The organism is Streptomyces sp. NPDC059909 (assembly GCF_042730885.1).
Lineage (GTDB): Bacteria > Actinomycetota > Actinomycetes > Streptomycetales > Streptomycetaceae > Streptomyces.
Map to the genome: position 1 here is coordinate 331,009 of NZ_JBHWKX010000001.1, position 20,439 is coordinate 351,447.

The 20,439-nt window shown below is 72.8% G+C and carries 22 protein-coding genes; 13 read left to right on the top strand and 9 right to left on the bottom strand.

The window, feature by feature from the left end; all coding sequences use genetic code 11:
• Positions 1–112 precede the first annotated feature (112 nt).
• The 4 genes from ACFV9O_RS01560 to ACFV9O_RS01575 all read left to right on the top strand — a co-directional run bounded on the left by ACFV9O_RS01560 (position 113) and on the right by ACFV9O_RS01575 (position 2,775).
• Positions 113–274, top strand: coding sequence for a hypothetical protein (locus tag ACFV9O_RS01560; protein WP_385410953.1), 162 nt, complete (start codon positions 113–115; stop codon positions 272–274).
• A gap of 301 nt (positions 275–575) precedes the next feature.
• Positions 576–863, top strand: coding sequence for a hypothetical protein (locus tag ACFV9O_RS01565; RefSeq protein ID WP_385410955.1), 288 nt, complete (start codon positions 576–578; stop codon positions 861–863).
• A gap of 252 nt (positions 864–1,115) precedes the next feature.
• The gene (locus tag ACFV9O_RS01570; protein ID WP_385410957.1) at positions 1,116–1,619 is read left to right on the top strand and encodes a DUF5949 family protein; all 504 of its coding nucleotides are present in this window, start codon (positions 1,116–1,118) and stop codon (positions 1,617–1,619) included.
• A 460-nt stretch (positions 1,620–2,079) separates the two neighbouring features.
• Complete coding sequence (locus ACFV9O_RS01575; RefSeq protein ID WP_385410959.1) at positions 2,080–2,775, top strand: vitamin K epoxide reductase family protein; 696 nt, start codon at positions 2,080–2,082, stop codon at positions 2,773–2,775.
• A 28-nt stretch (positions 2,776–2,803) separates the two neighbouring features.
• Here ACFV9O_RS01575 and ACFV9O_RS01580 read toward each other — a convergent pair whose 3' ends face one another.
• The gene (locus ACFV9O_RS01580; protein WP_385410961.1) at positions 2,804–4,459 is read right to left on the bottom strand and encodes an IclR family transcriptional regulator C-terminal domain-containing protein; all 1,656 of its coding nucleotides are present in this window, start codon (positions 4,457–4,459) and stop codon (positions 2,804–2,806) included.
• 115 nt (positions 4,460–4,574) lie between these two features.
• Between ACFV9O_RS01580 and ACFV9O_RS01585 the strand changes: the two genes are divergently transcribed.
• Genes ACFV9O_RS01585 through ACFV9O_RS01620 form a run of 8 tightly spaced genes read left to right on the top strand, consistent with a single transcriptional unit; the run spans position 4,575 to position 12,124 of the window.
• Positions 4,575–5,357: a CoA transferase subunit A gene (locus ACFV9O_RS01585; protein WP_385410963.1), complete on the top strand. Its 783-nt coding sequence runs from the start codon at positions 4,575–4,577 to the stop codon at positions 5,355–5,357.
• Entirely contained in the window at positions 5,357–5,983 is a 627-nt protein-coding gene (locus ACFV9O_RS01590; protein WP_385410965.1) for a CoA transferase subunit B, read from the top strand. The genes ACFV9O_RS01585 and ACFV9O_RS01590 overlap by 1 nt, the downstream gene beginning before the upstream one ends.
• Positions 5,980–7,170: a thiolase family protein gene (locus ACFV9O_RS01595; RefSeq protein ID WP_385410966.1), complete on the top strand. Its 1,191-nt coding sequence runs from the start codon at positions 5,980–5,982 to the stop codon at positions 7,168–7,170. Before ACFV9O_RS01590 ends, ACFV9O_RS01595 begins: the two co-directional genes overlap by 4 nt.
• 9 nt (positions 7,171–7,179) lie before the next feature.
• The gene (gene pcaH / locus ACFV9O_RS01600) at positions 7,180–7,968 is read left to right on the top strand and encodes a protocatechuate 3,4-dioxygenase subunit beta (RefSeq protein ID WP_385410968.1); all 789 of its coding nucleotides are present in this window, start codon (positions 7,180–7,182) and stop codon (positions 7,966–7,968) included.
• Complete coding sequence (gene pcaG, locus ACFV9O_RS01605; RefSeq protein ID WP_385410970.1) at positions 7,968–8,492, top strand: protocatechuate 3,4-dioxygenase subunit alpha; 525 nt, start codon at positions 7,968–7,970, stop codon at positions 8,490–8,492. The genes pcaH and pcaG overlap by 1 nt, the downstream gene beginning before the upstream one ends.
• Positions 8,485–9,885, top strand: coding sequence for a 3-carboxy-cis,cis-muconate cycloisomerase (gene pcaB, locus ACFV9O_RS01610; protein WP_385411115.1), 1,401 nt, complete (start codon positions 8,485–8,487; stop codon positions 9,883–9,885). The genes pcaG and pcaB overlap by 8 nt, the downstream gene beginning before the upstream one ends.
• Positions 9,882–10,940, top strand: coding sequence for an alpha/beta fold hydrolase (locus ACFV9O_RS01615; RefSeq protein WP_385410972.1), 1,059 nt, complete (start codon positions 9,882–9,884; stop codon positions 10,938–10,940). Before pcaB ends, ACFV9O_RS01615 begins: the two co-directional genes overlap by 4 nt.
• On the top strand, positions 10,940–12,124 hold the full coding sequence (locus ACFV9O_RS01620; protein ID WP_385410973.1) for a 4-hydroxybenzoate 3-monooxygenase: 1,185 nt from the start codon (positions 10,940–10,942) through the stop codon (positions 12,122–12,124). The genes ACFV9O_RS01615 and ACFV9O_RS01620 overlap by 1 nt, the downstream gene beginning before the upstream one ends.
• A gap of 197 nt (positions 12,125–12,321) precedes the next feature.
• On the opposite strand, the gene ACFV9O_RS01625 is transcribed toward ACFV9O_RS01620, so the two are convergent.
• The 4 genes from ACFV9O_RS01625 to ACFV9O_RS01640 all read right to left on the bottom strand — a co-directional run bounded on the left by ACFV9O_RS01625 (position 12,322) and on the right by ACFV9O_RS01640 (position 16,018).
• Positions 12,322–12,504 carry a hypothetical protein gene (locus ACFV9O_RS01625; RefSeq protein WP_385410975.1) on the bottom strand — a complete coding sequence of 61 codons (183 nt, stop codon included), beginning with the start codon at positions 12,502–12,504 and terminating at the stop codon, positions 12,322–12,324.
• A 159-nt stretch (positions 12,505–12,663) separates the two neighbouring features.
• Entirely contained in the window at positions 12,664–13,953 is a 1,290-nt protein-coding gene (locus tag ACFV9O_RS01630; protein ID WP_385410977.1) for a phosphoribosyltransferase family protein, read from the bottom strand.
• A gap of 115 nt (positions 13,954–14,068) precedes the next feature.
• Positions 14,069–15,247, bottom strand: coding sequence for a sulfite oxidase (locus tag ACFV9O_RS01635; RefSeq protein ID WP_385410979.1), 1,179 nt, complete (start codon positions 15,245–15,247; stop codon positions 14,069–14,071).
• Between the two features lie 36 nt (positions 15,248–15,283).
• Positions 15,284–16,018 carry a flavodoxin family protein gene (locus tag ACFV9O_RS01640; RefSeq protein WP_385410980.1) on the bottom strand — a complete coding sequence of 245 codons (735 nt, stop codon included), beginning with the start codon at positions 16,016–16,018 and terminating at the stop codon, positions 15,284–15,286.
• Positions 16,019–16,235: 217 nt separating this feature from the next.
• Here ACFV9O_RS01640 and ACFV9O_RS01645 point away from each other — a divergent pair, with 217 nt between their 5' ends.
• Positions 16,236–16,895 carry an NADPH-dependent FMN reductase gene (locus ACFV9O_RS01645; protein ID WP_385410981.1) on the top strand — a complete coding sequence of 220 codons (660 nt, stop codon included), beginning with the start codon at positions 16,236–16,238 and terminating at the stop codon, positions 16,893–16,895.
• 41 nt (positions 16,896–16,936) lie between these two features.
• Here ACFV9O_RS01645 and ACFV9O_RS01650 read toward each other — a convergent pair whose 3' ends face one another.
• From ACFV9O_RS01650 to ACFV9O_RS01665, 4 genes are all read right to left on the bottom strand, one after another.
• On the bottom strand, positions 16,937–17,677 hold the full coding sequence (locus ACFV9O_RS01650) for a PP2C family protein-serine/threonine phosphatase (RefSeq protein ID WP_385410983.1): 741 nt from the start codon (positions 17,675–17,677) through the stop codon (positions 16,937–16,939).
• A gap of 81 nt (positions 17,678–17,758) precedes the next feature.
• Positions 17,759–18,259 carry a hypothetical protein gene (locus tag ACFV9O_RS01655; protein WP_385410985.1) on the bottom strand — a complete coding sequence of 167 codons (501 nt, stop codon included), beginning with the start codon at positions 18,257–18,259 and terminating at the stop codon, positions 17,759–17,761.
• Between the two features lie 127 nt (positions 18,260–18,386).
• Complete coding sequence (locus ACFV9O_RS01660; protein ID WP_385410986.1) at positions 18,387–18,908, bottom strand: CBS domain-containing protein; 522 nt, start codon at positions 18,906–18,908, stop codon at positions 18,387–18,389.
• A gap of 133 nt (positions 18,909–19,041) precedes the next feature.
• Positions 19,042–20,340: an SLC13 family permease gene (locus ACFV9O_RS01665; RefSeq protein WP_385410988.1), complete on the bottom strand. Its 1,299-nt coding sequence runs from the start codon at positions 20,338–20,340 to the stop codon at positions 19,042–19,044.
• Positions 20,341–20,439 lie beyond the last annotated feature (99 nt).

A 20,439-nucleotide genomic window follows, 5' to 3' on the forward strand; every position in this document is an offset into this window, starting at 1 on the left:
ACGGCGTTTCCCGGGCCGCTCTCCCCGCCACGGCGGGGAGAGCGGCCTTTTCACGGTTCCCGGTGCGTGCTCCGCCACGGCGCTGGGCAACCTCGGAGGCGTCCTGGCACCGGTGACCGACCTGCTGAAGGCCGTGCTCGCCGCCGGCAACGGACAGCTCACCGCCGAGGTGGCAGCGGACCATGCCGCCGAGCTCAAGGCGGCCATCGACGCGGCTCGTGCCGTCTCCCTCACCGAGGACGCGGAGGCCGCTCCGGCGCAGCCCGCGACCTGATCCCGGTCTGATCCCGCCGTTCGTGCCGGCCCTGTCCGCAGGGCCGGCACGACGCGTTCCACGAGGTCCCGGCACCGGCCGTGACGTGCATCCCGGCAGCTCACACGAGTATCCGGCCGCGTCACTTCATTCGGGTGGGATACGAGAATTCCCGGGGTTCGGAGTTTCTGACGCGCCGGGGGATCGTTGCACAGGACGTAGCCGCACGAAAGGCGGAGGAGCGGCCACAAGCACCCGCAATATGCCTGAATTATACGTCGCTTGCGCGCGCGACACGCGTCGCCGAAGGAGAGATTCACTGATGAAGCCCATGAAGGTTGCTGCGATCGTCGCCGGTTCCCTGGTGGCCGCGGGTGCGGCCGCGCCGGCGTTCGCCGCCGACCTCACCCCGAGCAGTCTCAACGGCGGCCTGGACACCCTCGCCCGCCAGACCACGACCGCCGCGGAGCCGCTGGCCGAGGAGACGCTGAACACGGAGGAGGAGGGCTCGCTGCTCAACACCGTCAAGGGCGCGACCAACGACCTGAACAAGGCCAAGCAGGGCGCCCCCGATGGTCTCCTCGGCGGTCTTCCGGTGGGCGGCGTCTGAGCGCCGACGGCGAAATTCACCCGGATGGGCCTTCGAGTACTGCGCCGGCCGAGCGGCCGGTCCCGCGCATCCACCGATCGTGGGGCCGGATCTCCGTTCCCCCCTCCGCCCCCTTCCGTCCCTTGGGCGCTCCCGCCCCTCCGTACGTACGCGCGAGCGACAGCGACACCTTCGGGGTAATCGACGACGGGGCTCCCCCGCGCAGGTGACGCGGACGCCCGGAGGATCCCGGTAAGTCGCTAAGGTCCGACGGTGACCTCAACCTCCGGCGCCGTACGCGCCTTCCGCCCGGCCCAGTTGGGCACCCTCGTCGTCATCGCCTGGAGCGGCGAACATCCGGATGACGAGCGCGACATGCCATTCCTGCTGGCCTACTCGCTCGGGGACGGCGACGGCGGTCCCGAAGGGGTGGAGGCCGCCGCCCGGAAGCTGCTCGACGACATCGGTCTGCCGGTCGGCACGGACTACGTGGACGCGGCCCAGGCCGTCGGCCTCCCCATCACGCTCCTTGTCGAGGCGGGCCAGGCGATCCTGACGATGCCTCATTTCACTGCCCAGTGCGCGGTGCCGCGGGAGTGGCTTGCCGCGGTACGGGACCGGGGCCATGTCTACTTCATCTTCGCCACCCGCGCATGGCCGGAGGCGGCCCCCGGGGTGCCGGTCGGCGAGGAGGGGCTCCGGGGTTTCGTGGGCGACGAGGACATGCTGTCGACGGCGGCGCACTGTTTGCTGCCGGTTCGTCAGCTGCGCGGGTGAGGCGGCGGCCGCGCCGGAAAGCCCCCGCGCACGCGGGGGGCGACTGCGTACGCCGGAAGCGGCCGCGCTCGCCGGGAGCGACCCCGAGGCCGGTCGCGCACGCCAAAAGGCCCGACGGGCGGTGGTACGACCGCCTGCCGGGCCTTGGTTACGCCATGCGGATCAAAGGGGCTGGGATGCGCTCGCCGGGCAGGAGGTCATGGGGTGCGTGACCGCCCGGGTGGCCCCGGCGAGCCTGAGTGTTATGCCGCCCGTCGGGTGGCGAAGCGTCAGCTTCATGATCGAGCTCCTCGATACAAGGGTCAGGGACACCGGCGACGCTAATCGGAATCTGACGATCCGTCGCGTTGGGGAGCCGGCGATTACTGCGTGCGCGCATCGGCCCAGGTGGGCGGAGGCCGCCGGACGGTGCATCGCGGCCCCGCCGAAACGATCTTTCGGACCGTCAGGAGAGGGAAACATGGACACGGACATGAAGACCACGGAGACCACGGAGACCACGGAGACCAAGGAGACCCGGGCAAGGGCGCGCCACCGCCTGCCGCGTCCGACACCGGGGCCGGACGACACACCGTCAGATGCCGTCGGCGGCAGCCGGGGCCTCGCCTGGCTGCTGATCCTCACGGGCGCGGCGGGTCTGCTCGCGTCGTGGGTCATTACCATCGACAAGTTCAGGCTCCTCGAGGACCCGGGCTTCACCCCGGGCTGCAGCCTCAACCCGGTCGTGTCCTGCGGCAGCATCATGAAGAGCGAGCAGGCCGCGGCCTTCGGTTTCCCCAACCCGATGCCGGGCCTCGTCTCGTACGCCGTCGTGATCGGCGTCGGCGCCGGCCTCCTGGCGGGCGCCCGCTACCGCCGCTGGTTCTGGCTCTCCCTCAACGCCGGTGCGCTCCTCGGCGTCGCGTTCTGCACCTGGCTCCAGTTCCAGTCGCTGTACCGCATCAACGCACTGTGCCTCTGGTGCTCGCTGGCCTGGGCCGCCACGATCCTGCTCTTCTGCTACGTCACCCGGCACACCGTCGAGCACCGGATGCTCCCGGCACCGGCGGGCCTGCGCAGGGGCCTGCGCGAGTTCGGCTGGGTGCCGCCGGTGCTGTGGATGGGTGTCATCGGCATGCTGATCCTGACGCGCTGGTGGGACTTCTGGACCAGCTGACGTCGGACGGACGGACGGCCGGCTGAGGTCAGACCTCGGCGATGCAGGTGAAGCGGCCCGCGATGTGCAGGTCGGACTCGATGTGGACTGCGGTGGCGCGGAGTTGGGGGAGCACGTCCGCGAGGCACTCGTCGAGGGTGCGCCGGGTGGTGTGCATGGCGACGTTGAGCGCCGCGACGGTGCGGCCCGTGTGGTCGCGGACCGGGACGGCCAGGGACCGGAGCCCTTCCTCGAGCTCCTCGTCGACCAGGGCGTAGCCCTCCTCGCGTACACGCTCGAGGAGGGCGGCGAGTCGGGTGGGGTCGGTGACGGTACGGGAGGTCAGGGCGCGCAGCTCGGTGCGGTCGATGCGTGCCGTGCGCTCGTCCGCGTGGAGGCCGGCGAGGAGGACGCGGCCCATGGACGCCGCGTACGCCGGGAAGCGGGTGCCGATGGTGATGTTGACGCTCATGATGCGCTCGGTGGCGACGCGGGCCGTGTAGCGGATGTCGTCGCCGTCGAGGACGGCCAGGGACGCGGAGTCGTGTACATGGCGGACCAGTTCCGCCATGTGCGGGACGGCGATGTCGGAGAGCGTCGTCCGGGAGAGCGGGGGGCAGCCGAGGGCGAGCACGCGCGGGGTGAGGCGGAAGGTCCGGTCCTGCGAGGTGACGTAGCCCAGGTGCTCCAGGGTGATGAGGGCGCGGCGGGCGGTGGCGCGGGCGAGGCCGGTGGCCTCGGCGATCGCGGTGAGGCCGAGTTCCGCGCGGCCCTCCCCGAAGGCGGTGACGACGGTCAGCCCGCGGGCGAGCGACTCCACGAACTCCGCGCCGAGCTCCTGCTTGGACGCGGCGGTCCAGTGCGCGAGGCCCTGCCCGCCGGTGGCGCCGCCGTCGGTGCCGGCGGCGGACGTGCCGTCGGCCGGCTCCGCGGCGGCGGACGCCCCCGTCCGCAGTTCGCGCTCCATCGCGGCCACGGTCTCGCGTACGCGGGGAAGCAGCGCGCGGCGCAGTGAGCCGGCGCTGTGGCGGCTGGTGTGGCTGACGACGCTCAGCGCGCAGGCCGTCCGTCCCTGCGGGTCGTGCACCGGGACGGCGAGGGCCACCAGCCCGGGCTCGATCCGCTGGTCGTCCAGCGCCCAGCCGTCCTTCGCGGCGCGGGCCGTCCGTTCCTCGAAGTCCGCTCCCGATACGGTCCCGGAGCCCGTGCCGCGGCGCCACGCCGCCCACTCCTCGTCCGTCCACGCGGAGGCGAACAGCGGCCCCGGCGCGGTGCGTTCGGCGGGCAGCAGGTCGCCGATGCGGAAGGTCAGCGACATGGCGCGCCGCCGCGTCGTCTGGTGGACGAAGCGGATGCCGTCGCGGTCCGGCACGGCGAGTGACACCGATTCGTCGAGCTCGTCGGCGAGTCGTTCGGCGAGCGGGCCGAGCAGGCCCGGCAGTCCCACCGCGGCCAGATAGGCGTTGCCCAGCTCCATGAGCCGCGGCGCCAGCCCCGCCTCGTGGCCGTCGAGGCGTACGTACCCCATGCGCGCGAGCGTCGCGGCGACCCGGTCGACGGTGGAGCGGGCCAGGCCGGTCGTGCGGACGAGGTCGCTGAGACTCGTCCGGCCGCCGGCGTCGCTGATCGCGCGCAGCACGGCGATACCGCGCATCAGCGGACCCACCGCCTCGGCGGGCGGCTCGGCAGGAGGTGTGGCCGGCATCGGATCTCCAGGGCGTTGACATGCGTGACCGGTGCACGCACACTCGGGGACGAGTCACTTGTGAACTCTAGTTCATCTGGCGAACACGATACGACGGGCGGCGAACGGAAGCCTCATGGACAAAGTCGAACGGTCCGCGGCCGACGCGGTCGCCGGCATCGCGGATCACGCGTCACTCGCCGTCGGCGGCTTCGGCCTCACTGGTGTGCCGAATGTACTGATCGAGGCGGTGCACGCGCGCGGGGTCCGCGGACTGAGCGTCGTCTCCAACAACTGCGGCGTCGACGGCGCCGGCCTCGGCATCCTGCTCGCCGCGGGCCGCATCGCCCGTGTCACCGGCTCGTACATCGGCGAGAACAAGGAGTTCGCCCGCCAGTACCTCGGCGGCGGGATCGAGGTCGAGCTCGTCCCCCAGGGCACGCTCGCCGAGCGGCTGCGCGCCGGCGGCTGCGGAATCCCCGCGTTCTACACCCCGGCCGGCGTCGGCACCCAGGTCGCCGACGGCGGACTGCCCTGGCGGTACGCCCCCGACGGATCGGTCGCGGTGCCGTCCCCCGCCAAGGAGATCCGTGCGTTCGACGGCCGCGACCACGTCCTGGAGCACGGCATCACCACCGACTTCGCGCTCGTACGGGCGGCCAGGGGCGACCGCCACGGGAACCTGGTCTTCCGCCGGGCCGCCCGGAACTTCAACCCGCTCGCCGCCATGGCGGGTCGTGTGACGATCGCCGAGGTGGAGGAGCTGGTCGAGCCCGGGGAGCTGGATCCGGACGCGATCCACGTGCCGGGTGTCTTCGTGCAGCGGGTGGTGCCGCTCACACCGGAGCAGGCCGCCGCGAAGGGCATCGAGCACCGCACGGTTTCCGCACCCCCGGCGCGAGGGGCGGTGCGCGCCTGATGGCCTGGACCCGCGACGAGATGGCAGCCCGCGCGGCCGCCGAGCTGACCGACGGTTCGTACGTGAACCTCGGCATCGGGCTGCCCACGCTCGTGCCCGGCCATCTGCCGTCCGGCGTGCACGTCGTCCTGCACTCCGAGAACGGGATCCTCGGCGTGGGACCGTACCCGTACGAGGACGACGTCGACCCCGATCTGATCAACGCGGGCAAGGAGACGGTCACGGTCCGCCCCGGCGCCGCGTACTTCGACTCCGCGCTCTCCTTCGGCATGATCCGCGGCGGACACATCGATACCGCCATCCTGGGAGCCATGCAGGTCTCCGCGGACGGCGACCTCGCCAACTGGTCCGTCCCCGGAAAGATGATCAAGGGCATGGGAGGCGCGATGGACCTGATACACGGCGCCCGCCGCGTCATCGTCCTCACCGACCACACGGCCAAGGACGGCTCCCCGAAGCTCGTCCGCGCCTGCACGCTGCCGCTGACGGGCAGGGCCTGTGTGCACCGCGTCATCACCGACCTGGGCGTGCTCGACGTCACCGGCGGGGGATTCGCCCTCGTCGAGACGGCGCCCGGCGTCACCCCCGACGAGGTACGAGACAAGACTGGAGCTGAGCTGACATGACCGACCGTCTGCGCGATGTGTACGTGGTCGATGCCGTCCGCACCCCCATCGGCAAGTACGGCGGCGCCCTGTCCGGCGTGCGCCCCGACGACCTCGCCGCGGGAGTCCTCGGCGCCCTCGTCTCCCGTACGCCGGACCTCGACCCGGCCCGTATCGACGACGTCTTCTTCGGTGACGCCAACGCCGCGGGCGAGGACAACCGTGACGTGGCCCGCATGGCCGTGCTGCTCGCCGGCCTGCCGGTCACCGTCCCCGGCACGACGGTGAACCGGCTCTGCGGCTCCGGCATGGAGGCCGTCATCCAGGCCGCTCGTGCCATCGCCGTCGGCGACGCGTCGATCGCCGTCGCGGGCGGCGTCGAGTCGATGAGCCGCGCGCCCTGGGTGGTGCAGAAGCCGGAGCGCGGCTTCCCCGCCGGCCACCAGCAGATGTACTCGACCACGCTCGGCTGGCGCATGGTGAACCCGCGCATGCCCGAGGAGTGGACGGTCGCCCTCGGCGAAGGCGCCGAGCTGCTCGCCGAGCGGTACGGCATCGACCGCGAGGCGCAGGACGCCTTCGCCCTCGCCAGCCACCGGAACGCGGCGCGGGCATGGGCCGACGGCCTCTACGACGGCGAGGTCGTGCCCGTCGACGGTGTGGAGCTCGCGCGTGACGAGTCCATTCGCGACAGCACGTCGCCGGAGGCGCTGGCCAAGCTCAAGCCCGTGTTCCGCAAGAACGGAAGCGTCACCGCGGGCAACTCGTCCCCGCTCAACGACGGCGCCGCGGCGCTCCTGCTCGTCGACGAGGACGGACTGCGCGCCACCGGCCGCGAGCCCCTCGCCCGCATCGGCGCATCGGCCGTCACCGGCATCGAGCCCCAGTACTTCGGCGCGGGCCCGGTCGAGGCCGTCCGACGCGCCCTGAAGAAGGCGGGGCGTGAGCCGGGCGATCTGCACACCGTCGAGCTCAACGAGGCCTTCGCCGCCCAGGCGCTGGCGTGTCTGAGCCGGCTGCCGGGGATCGACCCGGCCGTCGTGAACCCGCGCGGCGGCGCCATCGCCATCGGCCACCCCCTCGGCGCGTCGGGCGCCCGGCTCACCGGCGCCGTGGCCCACCAGCTCGCCGCCGCGGGCTCCGGCACCGGCCTCGCCACGCTGTGCATCGGCGTGGGGCAGGGCATCGCGCTCGTCCTGGAGAGGTGACGCGCGCCGATGACCCAGCCGACCCGGACGACCCCGGTGGTCCCCAGTCAGGAGCAGATCAGCGCGGAGATCGAGGCCGTGCACAAGGCGGTCCCGGCCGACGGCGCCGCGCCGCACCACCCGGCCCGCGACTTCGCCCCGTACCGCAGCAGCGTCCTGCGCCACCCGCTGCGGCCGCTCGTTCCCGTGGGCGACGACCCGGAGGCGGCCGAGCTGTACGGCCCGGTCTTCGGCGTCACCGACGTGAGCGAGCTCGACGCGGATCTGACCCGGCAGCACGCGGCTGAGCCGCTCGGCGAGCGCATCACGGTCACCGGCCGGGTGCTGGACCGGGCCGGACGGCCCGTGCGCCGCCAGCTCGTCGAGATCTGGCAGGCCAACGCCTCGGGCCGGTACGCCCATCGGCGCGACCAGCACCCGGCTCCGCTGGATCCGAACTTCACGGGCGTGGGCCGCTGCCTGACGGACGACGACGGCCGGTACGCGTTCATGACGGTCAAGCCCGGGGCGTACCCGTGGCGCAACCACGTGGGCGCCTGGCGGCCCGCGCACATCCACTTCTCCCTCTTCGGGACCGCGTTCACGCAGCGCCTGGTGACGCAGATGTACTTCCCGGGCGACCCGCTCTTCCCGTACGACCCGATCCTCCAGTCGGTCACCGACCCGGCGGCGCGGGCCCGCCTCGTCGCCACGTACGACCACGAGCTGTCGAGCCCCGAATGGTCCCTCGGCTACCGCTGGGACATCGTGCTGGACGGGCCTGCGGCGACGCTTCCGGATCCCGAGGAGGGCCAGTGATGCTTCCGCCGACTCCTTCCCAGACCGTGGGCCCCTTCTACGGGTACGCCCTGCCGTTCGCCGGGGGCGGGGACATCGCCCCCGCCGGGCGGCCCGACGCCATCACCGTGCACGGGTACGTACGGGACGGGAACGGCGACGCGGTGCCGGACGCGCTGCTGGAGTTCTGGCAGCCGGCCGGGCGTCCCGGTGCTTCGCGTCCGGGTTCGTTCCGGCGCAACGGTGTGGACTTCACCGGCTTCGGGCGGGTGGCGACCGACGCGGACGGGCACTGGGTGGTGCGGACGCTCCCGCCGCGGGCGGCGACGCCGTACCTCTCGGTGTGCGTGTTCGCGCGCGGGCTGATGCACCACCTGTTCACGCGGGCGTACGTGGGTGAAGCGGGGCCCGATCCACTGCCGGCGGCGGTCCCTGAGGAGCGCAGGTCCACGCTGATCGCCGTGCCGGACGGGGAGCGGACGTACCGCTTCGACATCCATCTGCAGGGGGAGAAGGAGACGGTCTTCCTTGACTTCCATGGGTGACGCCGGGCTGCTCGCCCCTGTGTGGGCGGGCACACTCGTGGAGGCCGCCACGGACGACCGGGCCTTCCTCGAGGCCATGCTGGCCGCCGAGGCCGCACTGGCCAGGGTCCAGGACCCGGCGGCGGGCGAGACGGTCACCGCCGTGGCGCGGGCCGCCGACCGCTTCGACGTTCGGTCCCTCGCGTCGCGTGCGCGGGCCGGGGGCAATCCGGTGATCCCGCTGGTCGCCGACCTCACCGCGGCTGTCGCCGAAGTGGCTCCGGAACACGCGGAGTCCGTGCACCGGGGAGCCACCAGCCAGGACATCGTGGACAGCGCGCTCATGCTCGTGGCCGCCCGGTCCCTGGATCTCGTCGCCGCCGATCTGGAGCGGACCGCCGACGCCCTGGGCGCGCTCGCGGCCGCACACCGCACCACCCCCATGCCGGGTCGCACCCTCACCCAGCACGCCGTCCCCACCACCTTCGGGCTGAAGGCGGCGGGCTGGCGGGCACTCGTGCTGGACGCGCACGAGCGGGTGGCACGGGTACGGGCGTCACTGCCCGCGCAACTCGGCGGCGCGGCAGGGACGCTGGCGGCGTTCGGCGAGGCGGGGCCGGGGTACGTGGCCGCGTATGCGCGTGAACTCGGTCTTGTGGAACCGGTGCTGCCGTGGCATGTGCTGCGCACCCCGGTCGCGGACCTCGGGTCGGTGCTGGCGTTCTGCGCCGGTGCGCTGGGGAAGATCGCGGCGGACGTGCTCGTGCTGTCGCGCACCGAGATCGGCGAGCTGGCGGAGGGCACGGGCGGCGGCTCGTCCGCCATGCCGCACAAGAGCAACCCCGTGCGGGCGACGCTGATCGCCTCCGCGGCCCGTCAGGTGCCGGCGCTCGCCGCGGTTCTCCTCGGCTCACTGGCCGCCGAGGACGAACGCCCCGCAGGGGCCTGGCACGCGGAATGGCTGCCTCTGCGCGAGGCCCTGCGGCTGACGGGCGGCGCGGCATCGGCGGCGGCCGGGCTGTGCGCGGAGCTGGTCGTCCGTCCGGACCGGATGCGGGCGAACCTCGACATGACGGGTGGGCTGATGCTGACGGAGCGCGTGGCGGCGGCGCTGGCGCCGAGGCTGGGGCGGGCGGAGGCGCGTCGCGCGGTGGCAGAGGCCGCCCGGCGGGCGTCGGAACAGGGCGTACCCCTGGCCCAGGAGCCCGGCTTGACCCAGGACCCCGGCCTGGCGGCCCTCTTCGACCCGACCCAGTACCTGGGCTCCGCCCCGGCTCTGGTCGACCGGGCTTTGTCGCGCGCCTGCGGCCCGGTGGGCGCTCTTGTGCCCACCCGTCCCTCCCCCGGAGCTTCGCCTGGGAGGTGCCCCCAGCGGGACGATTGCCCACAAAGCCAGGGGGATGACGCCCCGTGAGTCACCTGCTCCATCACCGCATCGACGGCCCGGCCCAGCCGAACCAGGACACCGACGCGGCCGCGCTCGTACTCGGACCGTCCCTCGGGACGTCCCTCGCCGTGTGGGAGCCCCAGGTGGCTGCGCTCGCAGAGCATCGGCGCGTTGTCCGCTGGGATCTCCCCGGGCACGGGGGCTCGGCCCCCGGGCTGCTGCCCGCCGGGGCGACCGTGGCCGACCTCGGCCGGCTCGTCCTCGACCTCGCGGACGCGCTCGGCGCCGAGACGTTCGCCTACGCCGGCATCTCCCTCGGCGGCGCCGTCGGCACCTGGCTGGCCGCGCACCACCCGGAGCGGGTGAGATCACTGGCGCTGGTCTGCTCCTCGGCCCGCTTCGGGGACCCCGGCCCCTGGCTGGAGCGCGCCGAGCTGGTCCGTACGAAGGGACTCGTCCCGCTCGCCGCGACCGCGTCGGCGCGCTGGTTCACGCCCGCGTTCACGGATCACGACGCGCTCGTCGCCGACCAGCACGCCGCCGACCCGGACGCGTACGCGGCCTGCTGCGAGATCCTCGCCGCGCTCGACCTCCGTGCCGACCTGGCCCGTGTCGTCGCCCCCACGCTCGTCGTCGCGGGCCGTGACGACGTGGCGACCCCGCCGGTCCACGCCCGCGAACTCGCCGACGGCATCCGCGACGCCCGGCTCGTCGAACTGCCCCGCGCCGCACACCTCGCGAACGTCGAGCGCCCGCAGGCGGTTCTGGCCGCCCTGCGGGAGCACTTCGGTCGCCCCGAAGGCATGGCTACCAGCGACATCCTCGACCGGCGTACGCGCAGCCGCAGTACGCTCACCGCGCTCGTCGCGGGCGGCCACGAGGACGAGCTCGCCCTGCACGTACGGGCCGCGGCGCGCGATGGCCTCACGCCCGAGGAGATCGGCGAGGTCCTGCTGCAGTCCGCCGTGCACTGCGGAGTGCCCGCCGCGAACTCCGCCTTCGCCGTCGCGGACCGGGTCCTGAACCAACTCGACCAGGACCAGGACCAGGACCGGGACCAGGACCAGGAAGAGGAGCACTGATGCACACCACCGTCGGCATCGTCGGCGCCGGCCCGGCAGGACTGCTCCTGGCGCGGCTGCTGCACAACGCGGGCATCGACAGCGTCGTCCTGGAGCGCCGCGACCGCGCGTACGTCGAGCAGCGGCAGCGCGCCGGCATCCTCGAACAGGCCACCGTGGACGCCCTCCGCAGCGCCGGGGCCGGGGAGCGGATGGACCGCGAGGGCATGCCCCACCACGGCATCGAGCTGCGCTTCGGCCGCCGCGCGCACCGCATCGACTTCCCGTCCCTGACCGGCGGGCGGAGCGTGATGGTGTACGCGCAGACCGAGGTCGTGAAGGACCTCATCGCCCTCCGGCTCGCCGACGGCGGACCGCTGCTGTTCGACGCCGACGTGACGTCCGTCGAGGGCGCCGACAGCGACAGCCCGACGATCCGTTATCGGCACGAAGGCCGGGAGCAGACGCTGACCTGCGACTACGTCATCGGCTGCGACGGCTTCCACGGGGTGTCCCGCCACGCGATACCCGCGTCCGTACGGACCACGTACGAGCGGACGTATCCCTACTCTTGGCTCGGGATCCTGGCCGAAGCCCCGCCCGTGTACGAGGAGTTGATCTACGCCCACTCGGAGCGCGGCTTCGCGCTCGCCAGCATGCGGTCGGCGTCGGTGAGCCGGCTCTACCTCCAGGTGCCGAACGGGACCGCCCCCGCCGACTGGTCCGACGAGCGGATCTGGGACGAGCTCGACGCGCGGTTCGCGACGGACGGCGACCCCGGGTGGAAACTGGAGCGCGGGCCGGTGACGTCGAAGGCGGTGCTGCCGATGCGCAGTCACGTGACCGAACCCATGCGCCACGGCCGGGTCTTCCTGGCGGGCGACGCGGCCCACATCGTCCCGCCGACGGGGGCGAAGGGGCTGAACCTGGCCGCCGCCGATGTGATCGTGCTGGCCCGGGCACTGACCCTGTGGCGGCGGACGGGCTCGACCGCGCTGCTGGACGCGTACTCCGACACCTGTCTGCGGCGGGTGTGGCGGGCGGAGCACTTCTCGTACTTCATGACGACGACGCTGCATGCCGATCCGGCACAGTCGGCTTTCGAGACGCGGCTGCAGCTGTCGCAGCTGGAGCGGGTGGCGACGTCACCGCACGCAGCGGCCGAACTGGCCGAGAACTACACGGGATTGCCTCTGCCCCGCTGAGAGGGGCGGGCCGCGCCGGAGTGAGGATTCCGTCGTCACCAGGCCCGGTGACGACCGCGAAACCGAGGGGGATCTCCATGGCGACCCCGCCACCACCGTACGGCGCCGATCCGCAAGCCGCAGCCGCAGACCGACAACCCGTACGCGCGGTTCGCGGCGCAGCCGGGCCCATACACAGCGGCGCAGCCCGCCGGCCCCTACCCCGGCGCGTATCCGCCGCAGCCCCACAGCCGATACGCCGCCCCGCAGCCGGCCGGGGCGTACCCGCCGCCCAGCCGCGCCGCCGCAGGTACCAGCCAGATCGCCGAGGCGCCCAGCAGACCGGCCAGGGCGAAGGCGGTGAAGCCCCCAGCCCTCGTTGCCGTTCGCGGCGAGAACACCGCCGAGCCAGGGCCCGACGACCGCGCCGGTGCGGCCGACGCCGGTCACCCAGCCCGGCCCCGCGGTGCTTTCGCTGCCGCGGTAGACGGTGTTCGTGGCGGCGTACACCCTCACCTGGGCGCGGCCGGCTCCTGGTTTCCTCAAAGGCTGTGCGGGCCCTACGGCTCCTGCGGCGTCAGATGCAGCGTGAACCAGTCCCGGGCGAGCGCCGCGACCTCGTCCAGTGCGCCCGGCTCCTCGAAGAGGTGCGTCGCGCCGGGGACGACCTCCAGGCGGTTCTCGCAGCGCAGGGCCGACTGGGCCTGGCGGTTGAGGTCGAGGACCGTGGTGTCGCGGCCGCCGACGATGAGCAGCGTCGGCGCGCGGACGCCGGGCAGCCGGGGCCCGGCCAGGTCGGGGCGGCCGCCGCGCGAGACGACTGCGCCGACGTCCGTACCGGCGGTCGACGCCGCCCACAGCGCCGCCGCGGCGCCGGTCGAGGCCCCGAAGTACCCGATCGGGACGGGCGTCCGGGTGCGCAGCCAGTGCGTGGCGCCCGCAAGCCTGCGGGCGAGGATCTCGATGTCGAAGACGTTGGCCCGGTCGGCGCCCTCGGCCTCCGTGAGCAGGTCGAAGAGCAGGGTGCCCAGGCCGGCCCGGTTCAGGGCGGCGGCGACGGAGCGGTTGCGTGGGCTGTGGCGGCTGCTGCCCGAGCCATGGGCGAACATCACCGCGGCGGCGGCCCCGTCCGGCATCGTGAGCTCTCCGGCGAGCCGCACCCCGCCCGCGTCCACCTCGACCTCCTCGGTCTTCGCCGGGGAGGCGGGCGGCGCGGTCTCCGCGGCCCGCTCCAGCAGCGCGACGACCTCCTCGTCGGGCGTCTGGGAGAAGTCCCGGTACCACTCCCCGACGGCCGAGAACGCGCGCGGCGTCGACAGGCACACCACCTCGTCCGCCTCCGTGCGCAGCCACTCCACCGCGTCCGGTGGCGCCACCGGCGCGGCCAGCACCACCCGGGCCGCGCCCTGCGCCCGTACGACCTCGCACGCCGCGGCGGCCGTCGCCCCGGTGGCGATCCCGTCGTCCACGACGATCACGGTCCGCCCGGCGATGTCGATCCGCTCCCGGCCCGCCCTGAACTCCCTGGCCTGCCGGACGAGTTCGGCCTCCTCGGCGTGCTCGACCGACTCGACGTCCGCGCGGGAGACATGCCCGCGGCGCACGATGTCGTCACTGATGACCCGCACCCCGCCCTCCCCGATCGCCCCGAAGCCGAGCTCCCGGTGGTAGGGCACCCCCAGCTTGCGTACGACGATCACGTCCAGCGGCGCCTCCAGCTCCCGCGCCACCTGGAACGCCACCGGCACCCCGCCCCGCGGCAGCCCGAGCACCACGGGATCCTCCTCCCGCAGGTGCCTCAACACATCCGCGAGGCGCCGCCCCGCGTCCACACGATCGGTGAACAGCACAATGGCTCACCCCCAACAGGGGTTCTCCTTCGAACCAACCCCATGGCGGGCGGCTTCGCAACTCGGGGCGGATCACCCCGCGACGGGCCCGCACACGGGCGGTTCCGGCCCGGCCTCAGGCGGTGGCCTCCAGACACACCACGGGGATCCGCTGGACGAGGTTGTTGCCGAAGCCGCCGCGGTTCCAGGGCTGGTCGAGGGGCTGCGTACGGCCTTCTGCGTCGGTGGCGCGGACGGTGAGCACATGAGTGCCGGGGGTCGCCGTCCAGGCCGTGTGCCAGTGGCGCCAGGCCCAGGGGTGGCCCTCCGCCGGGTCCAGGGCGGCGTCGTGCCAGGTGCGGCCGTCGTCGGTGCTGACCTCCACCCGTACGACCGGGGCGTGCCCGGACCACGCCCTGCCCTCCAGGCCCATCCGGCCCGGGCGCACCGCGCGGGTCCGGGACATGAAGTCGGGGAAGCCGGGCGGGATCATCAGGGCGCGGGGTGCGATGAGGGTGACGGGCTCGCCGGGGTCGTCGGGGGACTGCTTGTAGCGGTACGCGACCGACTGCTGGAAGCCCGTGAAGGGGGTGGTGGTGAGGCTGATGTCGCACAGCCACTTCACGTGCGCCATGCCGTACCAGCCGGGTACGACCAGCCGCAGCGGGAAACCGTGCTGCGGTGGCAGGGGCGCGCCGTTCATCTCGTACGCGACCAGCACCTCGGGGTCGGGGCCCGCGGCCACCGGCAGGGGCAGGCTGCGCCGGTAGTCCTGCTCGACGCCGCGCTCGACCCCGTGGTCGGCGCCCGTGAAGACCGCCTCCACGGCGCCGGGCTCCACCCCGGCGTCGGCGAGCAGCGCCCGCAGCGGCACCCCGGTCCACTCGGCCGTCCCGACCGCCTCGACGAGCCACGGCTGGCTCACCGGGCGCGGGCTGAGCCGGGCCCGGCCGTTGCCCGCGCACTCCATGGTGACGCGCTGGGTGACCGGTTCGTACGACCGCAGCGCCTCCAGGCCGAGCGTGAGCGGCGTACGCACCCGGCCGCGCACGGTGAGCCGCCACTCGGCGGCCTCGGCGGCGGGGATGTCGTAGTGGACGAGGACGTAGTGCAGCCCGGGCGGAGTCACGCAGTACCGCAGGGACTCCAGCGGCATGCCGTGGTTGCGGGCGGCGAGGGCCAGCTCCTCGGGGCTGATGCCCTCGCCGGGCTCGGCGATGCGCGCGGGTGTGCTGAACTCCCCGGTCTCCCCGGTCTCCCCGGTCTCCCCGGTCTCCCCGGACTCTCCGGTCTCTCGGAGGCGAGCGTCGTCCATGACCTCATGGTGCGCCGCTCACGCCGAGGACGCGCTTCAGCGGTGCTCGGGGTTCGGGAAGTCGAAGCGGCAGCCCGCGTCCCACTTCGAGCGCTGGTTGCCGCGCGCGGGGATGCCGCCCGCGCGCTTGAGCATGGCGGCGACGTGCAGCAGGTTCCAGGCCATGAAGGTGGTGTTGCGGTTGGTGAAGTCGTTCTCCGGCCCGCCGGACCCGGGGTCGAGATACGAGGGACCGGGCCCGGCCTCGCCGATCCAGCCCGCGTCGGCCTGCGGCGGGACGGTGTAGCCGAGGTGCTGGAGGCTGTAGAGGACGTTCATCGCGCAGTGCTTCACACCGTCCTCGTTGCCGGTGATCAGACACCCGCCGACGCGCCCGTAGTACGCGTACTGTCCACGGTCGTTGAGTAGCGACGAGCACGCGTACAGCCGCTCGATGACCTGCTTCATCACCGAGCTGTTGTCCCCGAGCCAGATCGGTCCTGCCAGCACCAGGATGTCGGCCGCCATGACCCGCTCGTACAGCGCGGGCCACTCGTCGGTCTCCCATCCGTGCTCGGTCATGTCCGGCCACACGCCGGTCGCGATGTCGTGGTCGACGGCCCGTACGAGCTCGGTGGCGACGCCGTTGCCCTCCATGACGGCACGGCTCCTGTCGATCAGTCCCTCGGTGTTGCTGACCTCGGGCGACTTTTTGAGCGTGCAGTTGACGAACATCGCGCGCAGGTCGTCGTAGCGCGGGGAGTCGGGGCTGGGGGAGTCGGGGGATGCCATCGGAGCCTCCGGGGACGCGGCCGGTCGTCGCCCGGAGCGTAGTGCCGGAGTGACGGAGAGTGTGGGACGACCGCGCCCGCCGTGACGCTCAGCGCACCGGATGCGGGTGCCCGCACGGCTCGCCCCCGATCGCGCGGCGGCCGTACCCGGACGACACTGGTCCGCATGGCGCCCCGCCGGGCGCTCTCGCACGTCAGAAGGACGAAGGACGGTACCCATGTCCACGGACGCCCCTACCGGTCCCCTGCGGGTGCTTGTCTTCGGCGCCTCGCTGCGGACCGGATCCACCAACGCCCGCCTCGCCTCCCTCATCGCCCGCCTGGTCACCGACACCGGTGCGACGGCCGACCTCGCCGCCATGCGCGACTTCCAGATGCCGCTGTACGACGGCGACGCGGAGGCCGCCGAGGGGCTGCCGAGCGGCGCCCTCGCCCTGCGCGACCGGCTGGAGCGGTGCGACGCCTTTGTGATCTCGTCCCCGGAGTACAACGCCTCCGTGCCCGGAGTGCTGAAGAACGCGATCGACTGGGTCTCCCGGGTCCAGCCGCAGCCGTTCAAGAGCAAACACGCGATGCTCGTCTCCGCGTCGCCGTCCATGGTGGGCGGGAACCGCGGGCTGTGGGCGCTGCGAGTGCCCCTGGAGCACCTCGGCACCCGGGTGTACCCGGACATGTTCAGCCTCGCCAAGGCCCACCAGGGCTTCACCGGCGACGGGGTGCTCGCCGACTCCGGGCTGCAGCAGCGCCTCGCCGAGACGGTCGAGGCCTTCCTCCGCCTGGTGGAGGCCGATGTGCGCTACGTCTGCCTGCAGCGCCGGTGGTACGAGTTCCTCGGGGACCGCACCGAGGCGCCCATCACCCAGCGGGCGGAGGACTGAGGACAGGGAAACGTCGGCCCCGCCCCGGCTGCGCTGTCCGGCTATTCGCCGATGCGGACCAACGCGAGCGTGATGTTGTCGGGGCCTCCGGCCTCCATGGCCGCCTTCCACAGCTCGAAGGCGGCCCTGCCGTCGTCGTGAACCCGCAGCACACTCTCGACCTCTTCGTCCGGCACCGGGTCGGTCAGCCCGTCGGTGCACACCAGATAGCGGTCGCCCGCGGCCACCGCGGAGGCCGTGACGTGGGGCGTGACGGCGGTGAACACGGGGCTGCCGCCCAGCGTCTGGGTGACGGCGGAGGTGGTGCGCCGTCCCGGCGCCGGCGGCGGACTGTCGTCGACGCTCACCTGGCGGAGCCCGTCGTCGTCCATGCCGTAGACCTTGCTGTCGCCGATGTTGAACGTCAGCAGAGACTTCTCCAGCACGACGGCGCCGGCGATCGTCGTCCCCATGGTGATCAGCTCCGGATCGCCGTCCGCGGCCGCGTACACCGAGCGATTGCAGAGCGCCAGGGCGTCACGGATCGCCTCCTCGTTCTCCAACGAGGGCCCGAGCGAGGCGAGGTGGCGGACGACCAGCGCACTGGCCACCTCCCCGGCCGGCTGCCCGCCGAGGCCGTCGGCGACCGCGACGACGAGGGGGGTGCCGAGCGGGAAGAGGAGCGTCTGGGGGTTCTCGGTCACGGTGCCGCACAGGGTCCACGGCCCGATGACGAGGCTGTCCTCGTTGTGATCGCGGATCAGCCCGACATCGCTCAGGGCGGTCACGGCTACGTACGGCATGCGTATTCCGCCTTTCCGCAGCGGCTGAGGATCCCCTCCTCCCCATTGTGACCCCCGCACGTCCGCGCCGCGGGTCGTGGATCAGTGCGCGACCACGGCCTTCGCGACCACGATGACCAGTCCCAGCAGCAGGTTGACCACACCGGTGAGGGCGACCAGGCGGCGCGGGGCACCGGCTCTGGCCAGGGGGATGGTGGCCCAGCAGACCTGCTGGGCGAGGGCGACGCCGAGTGCCGCCCACGCGGTGTCACCGGGTCCGAGGCCCAGGGAGGGGCTCACCGCGACGACGACGGCGGGAGGGATGGCGGCCTCGAGGATCGGCCTCTCCCTGCGCAGCTCGTTGCGGACCACGCTGCGCGACAGCGGCTGATGGGCCAGGCGGTCGCCGACGAGGCCGGCGTAGACGTGCGTGATCCAGAAGACCAGGCCGGTGGTGAGCAGCATGACCACGAGCTGGAGCCGGGGGAAGGGGCCCAGCGTCCCCGCCGTGGCGATGACCGAGGCGGCGAGGAGCGAGCCGTAGACGGCACCGGCGTAGTTCCGCGCCGTCGGCTCCGCCGGCTCGGGGCTGCGATGACTCATCCGCTCAGGATGCCGGGAGTTCCACGGGGTAAGGGGGCACCGCGCCCGGCACGTAGCCGGTAAGGAGCTGGTACGGGCGGTGCGGGGCCTGCGGGGGCGGTGTCGCGTCGGTCGCCCCGTACCGCCGTCACTGCGTGCGTGGGCTCCCGCCGGTGCCGGTGCCGCTGCCGGTGATGCCGCCGTCGTCCGCACCCACGGCGCCGAGGAGTTCGTGCAGCAGGTGGGCGGCGGTGATCACGCCGAGCAGGTGGGTGCCGTCCTTGGCCTTCTCGGCGACGGCGACCAGGGGGCTGCGGACCCGGGCCATCAGCGCGGCCACTTCGAGCGCGGTGTCGTCGGGGTCCGCGATCGGTGGCGGGGCGGCGGTGGTGGGCAGGCAGTCGCCCACACGGCGCCCGACGAGGGCCTGGCAGAGCCGGTCGGCGTGCTTCTCGTCGACGACGGCGGCGAGGGTCTGGTCCTCGATCACGTACTCGGGCACCAGGACCTTGACCATCTGGGAGGCCGGGAGGATCGCCTTGGGCTCGCCGTGCCGGTCGAGCACCAGGAGTCCGGGGAGCTTGTGCTCGGCCATCAGCCGGGCCGCCGCGAGCGCGTCGCTGTCCACGCTCACCGATTCGTACTCCACCGCAAGGTCGCGTGCGCGCACGGCCGGCTCCTCGTCTGTTCAGCATGTTCTGGGTGTTCGGGATGTCCTGCTCCCAGCGTCGTCCATGTCCGCGGGCGCCGGCGACGGTCCTGACGGGAAACAGAACGGTCCTGACGGGAAACATATGGGCCGGTCAGGCCAGGGCGAAGTAGCGCAGCCAGACGTACGCGGCCGAGATGGCCACGGTGACGACGGTGACGACGAGGCCGTACCTGGTGAACTGCCAGAAGGAGATGGGGGTGCGGTTGCGTTCGGCGATGCCGAGGACGACGACGTTGGCGCTGGCACCGATCGCGGTGGCGTTGCCGCCGAGGTCCGCGCCGAGGGCCAGGGCCCACCACATGACGTGGCCGGCTCCCCCGCCCATCGCCTCGACGAGGTCGCCGGTGATGGGCGCCATGGTGGCGACGTAGGGGATGTTGTCGATGATGCCGGACAGCACGGCGGAGGCGCCGAGCATCAGCATGGTCCCGCCCAGTTCGTTGTCGCCGATCGCGTCTGCGAGGACCTCGGAGACCGCCCGGATGACGCCGGTGTCGATCAGGGCGCCGACCATGACGAACAGCCCGGCGAAGAAGGCCAGCGTGGACCACTCGACCTCGGCGAGCACGTCCGCGGTGTCCACGGAGGAGACGGCGACGAGCAGCCCGGCGCCGAGCAGGGCGACCACGCTCGGCTCGTAGTGCAGCACCGGGTGCAGGACGAACCCGGCGACGACGAGGACCAGGACGGCGAGGCCCTGCCAGAGCAGCCGGTGGTCGCGGATCGCCTCGCGCTCCTCCAGTGCCATGACCTCCTCGGCGCGGTCCTCGTCGTACGCGAACGAGGCGCGGAACAGGAAGCGGCACAGCGCGATCAGCACCACGATCAGGAAGGCGGACAGGGGCGCGAGGTGGACCAGGAAGTCGTTGAAGGTCAGCCCGGCCCGGCTGGCGATGATGATGTTCGGCGGATCGCCGACGAGGGTGGCGGTACCGCCGATGTTGGACGCCAGGACCTCGGCGATGAGGAACGGGGCGACCGGCAGGGCGAGCCGCTCGCACACCAGCAGCGTGACCGGGGCGATCAGCAGGACCGTGGTGACGTTGTCGAGCAGCGCCGAGGCGACCGCGGTGATGACGACGAACATGACCATGACCCGGAAGGGCTTCGCCCTCGCCCGTTTGACCGCCCAGATGGCCAAGTACTCGAACATGCCGGTCTTCTTCAGTACGCCGACGATCACCATCATGCCGAGCAGCAGGAAGATGACGTTCCAGTCGATGCCCCGGTCCTGGAGGTAGAAGGCGGAGACGTCGTCGGTCGCGCCGATCGCGAGCATCAGTCCGGCGCCGCCGAGGGCGGCCGCCGTGCGGTGGATCTTCTCGGTGATGATCAGGGCGTACGCGCCGGTGAAGACGGCGATCGTGGCCCAGCTGTGCCAGTCGTTCACGATCCTCCGATGACTCGTCCGCCGACCAGGTTCCCCGGCACACAGGTACGTTGCCGGGGTCCGGCCGTCACCTGCACGACCGACACGACCGACACGACC

Coding starts and splice junctions, on each gene's coding strand:
- ACFV9O_RS01565 (WP_385410955.1), top strand. CDS start 576: ATGAAGCCCATGAAGGTTGCTGCGATCGTCGCCGGTTCCCTGGTGGCC.
- ACFV9O_RS01575 (WP_385410959.1), top strand. CDS start 2,080: ATGGACACGGACATGAAGACCACGGAGACCACGGAGACCACGGAGACC.
- ACFV9O_RS01580 (WP_385410961.1), bottom strand. CDS start 4,459: ATGCCGGCCACACCTCCTGCCGAGCCGCCCGCCGAGGCGGTGGGTCCG.
- ACFV9O_RS01585 (WP_385410963.1), top strand. CDS start 4,575: ATGGACAAAGTCGAACGGTCCGCGGCCGACGCGGTCGCCGGCATCGCG.
- ACFV9O_RS01590 (WP_385410965.1), top strand. CDS start 5,357: ATGGCCTGGACCCGCGACGAGATGGCAGCCCGCGCGGCCGCCGAGCTG.
- ACFV9O_RS01595 (WP_385410966.1), top strand. CDS start 5,980: ATGACCGACCGTCTGCGCGATGTGTACGTGGTCGATGCCGTCCGCACC.
- pcaH (WP_385410968.1), top strand. CDS start 7,180: ATGACCCAGCCGACCCGGACGACCCCGGTGGTCCCCAGTCAGGAGCAG.
- pcaG (WP_385410970.1), top strand. CDS start 7,968: ATGCTTCCGCCGACTCCTTCCCAGACCGTGGGCCCCTTCTACGGGTAC.
- pcaB (WP_385411115.1), top strand. CDS start 8,485: ATGGGTGACGCCGGGCTGCTCGCCCCTGTGTGGGCGGGCACACTCGTG.
- ACFV9O_RS01620 (WP_385410973.1), top strand. CDS start 10,940: ATGCACACCACCGTCGGCATCGTCGGCGCCGGCCCGGCAGGACTGCTC.
- ACFV9O_RS01635 (WP_385410979.1), bottom strand. CDS start 15,247: ATGGACGACGCTCGCCTCCGAGAGACCGGAGAGTCCGGGGAGACCGGG.
- ACFV9O_RS01640 (WP_385410980.1), bottom strand. CDS start 16,018: ATGGCATCCCCCGACTCCCCCAGCCCCGACTCCCCGCGCTACGACGAC.
- ACFV9O_RS01645 (WP_385410981.1), top strand. CDS start 16,236: ATGTCCACGGACGCCCCTACCGGTCCCCTGCGGGTGCTTGTCTTCGGC.
- ACFV9O_RS01650 (WP_385410983.1), bottom strand. CDS start 17,677: ATGCCGTACGTAGCCGTGACCGCCCTGAGCGATGTCGGGCTGATCCGC.
- ACFV9O_RS01655 (WP_385410985.1), bottom strand. CDS start 18,259: ATGAGTCATCGCAGCCCCGAGCCGGCGGAGCCGACGGCGCGGAACTAC.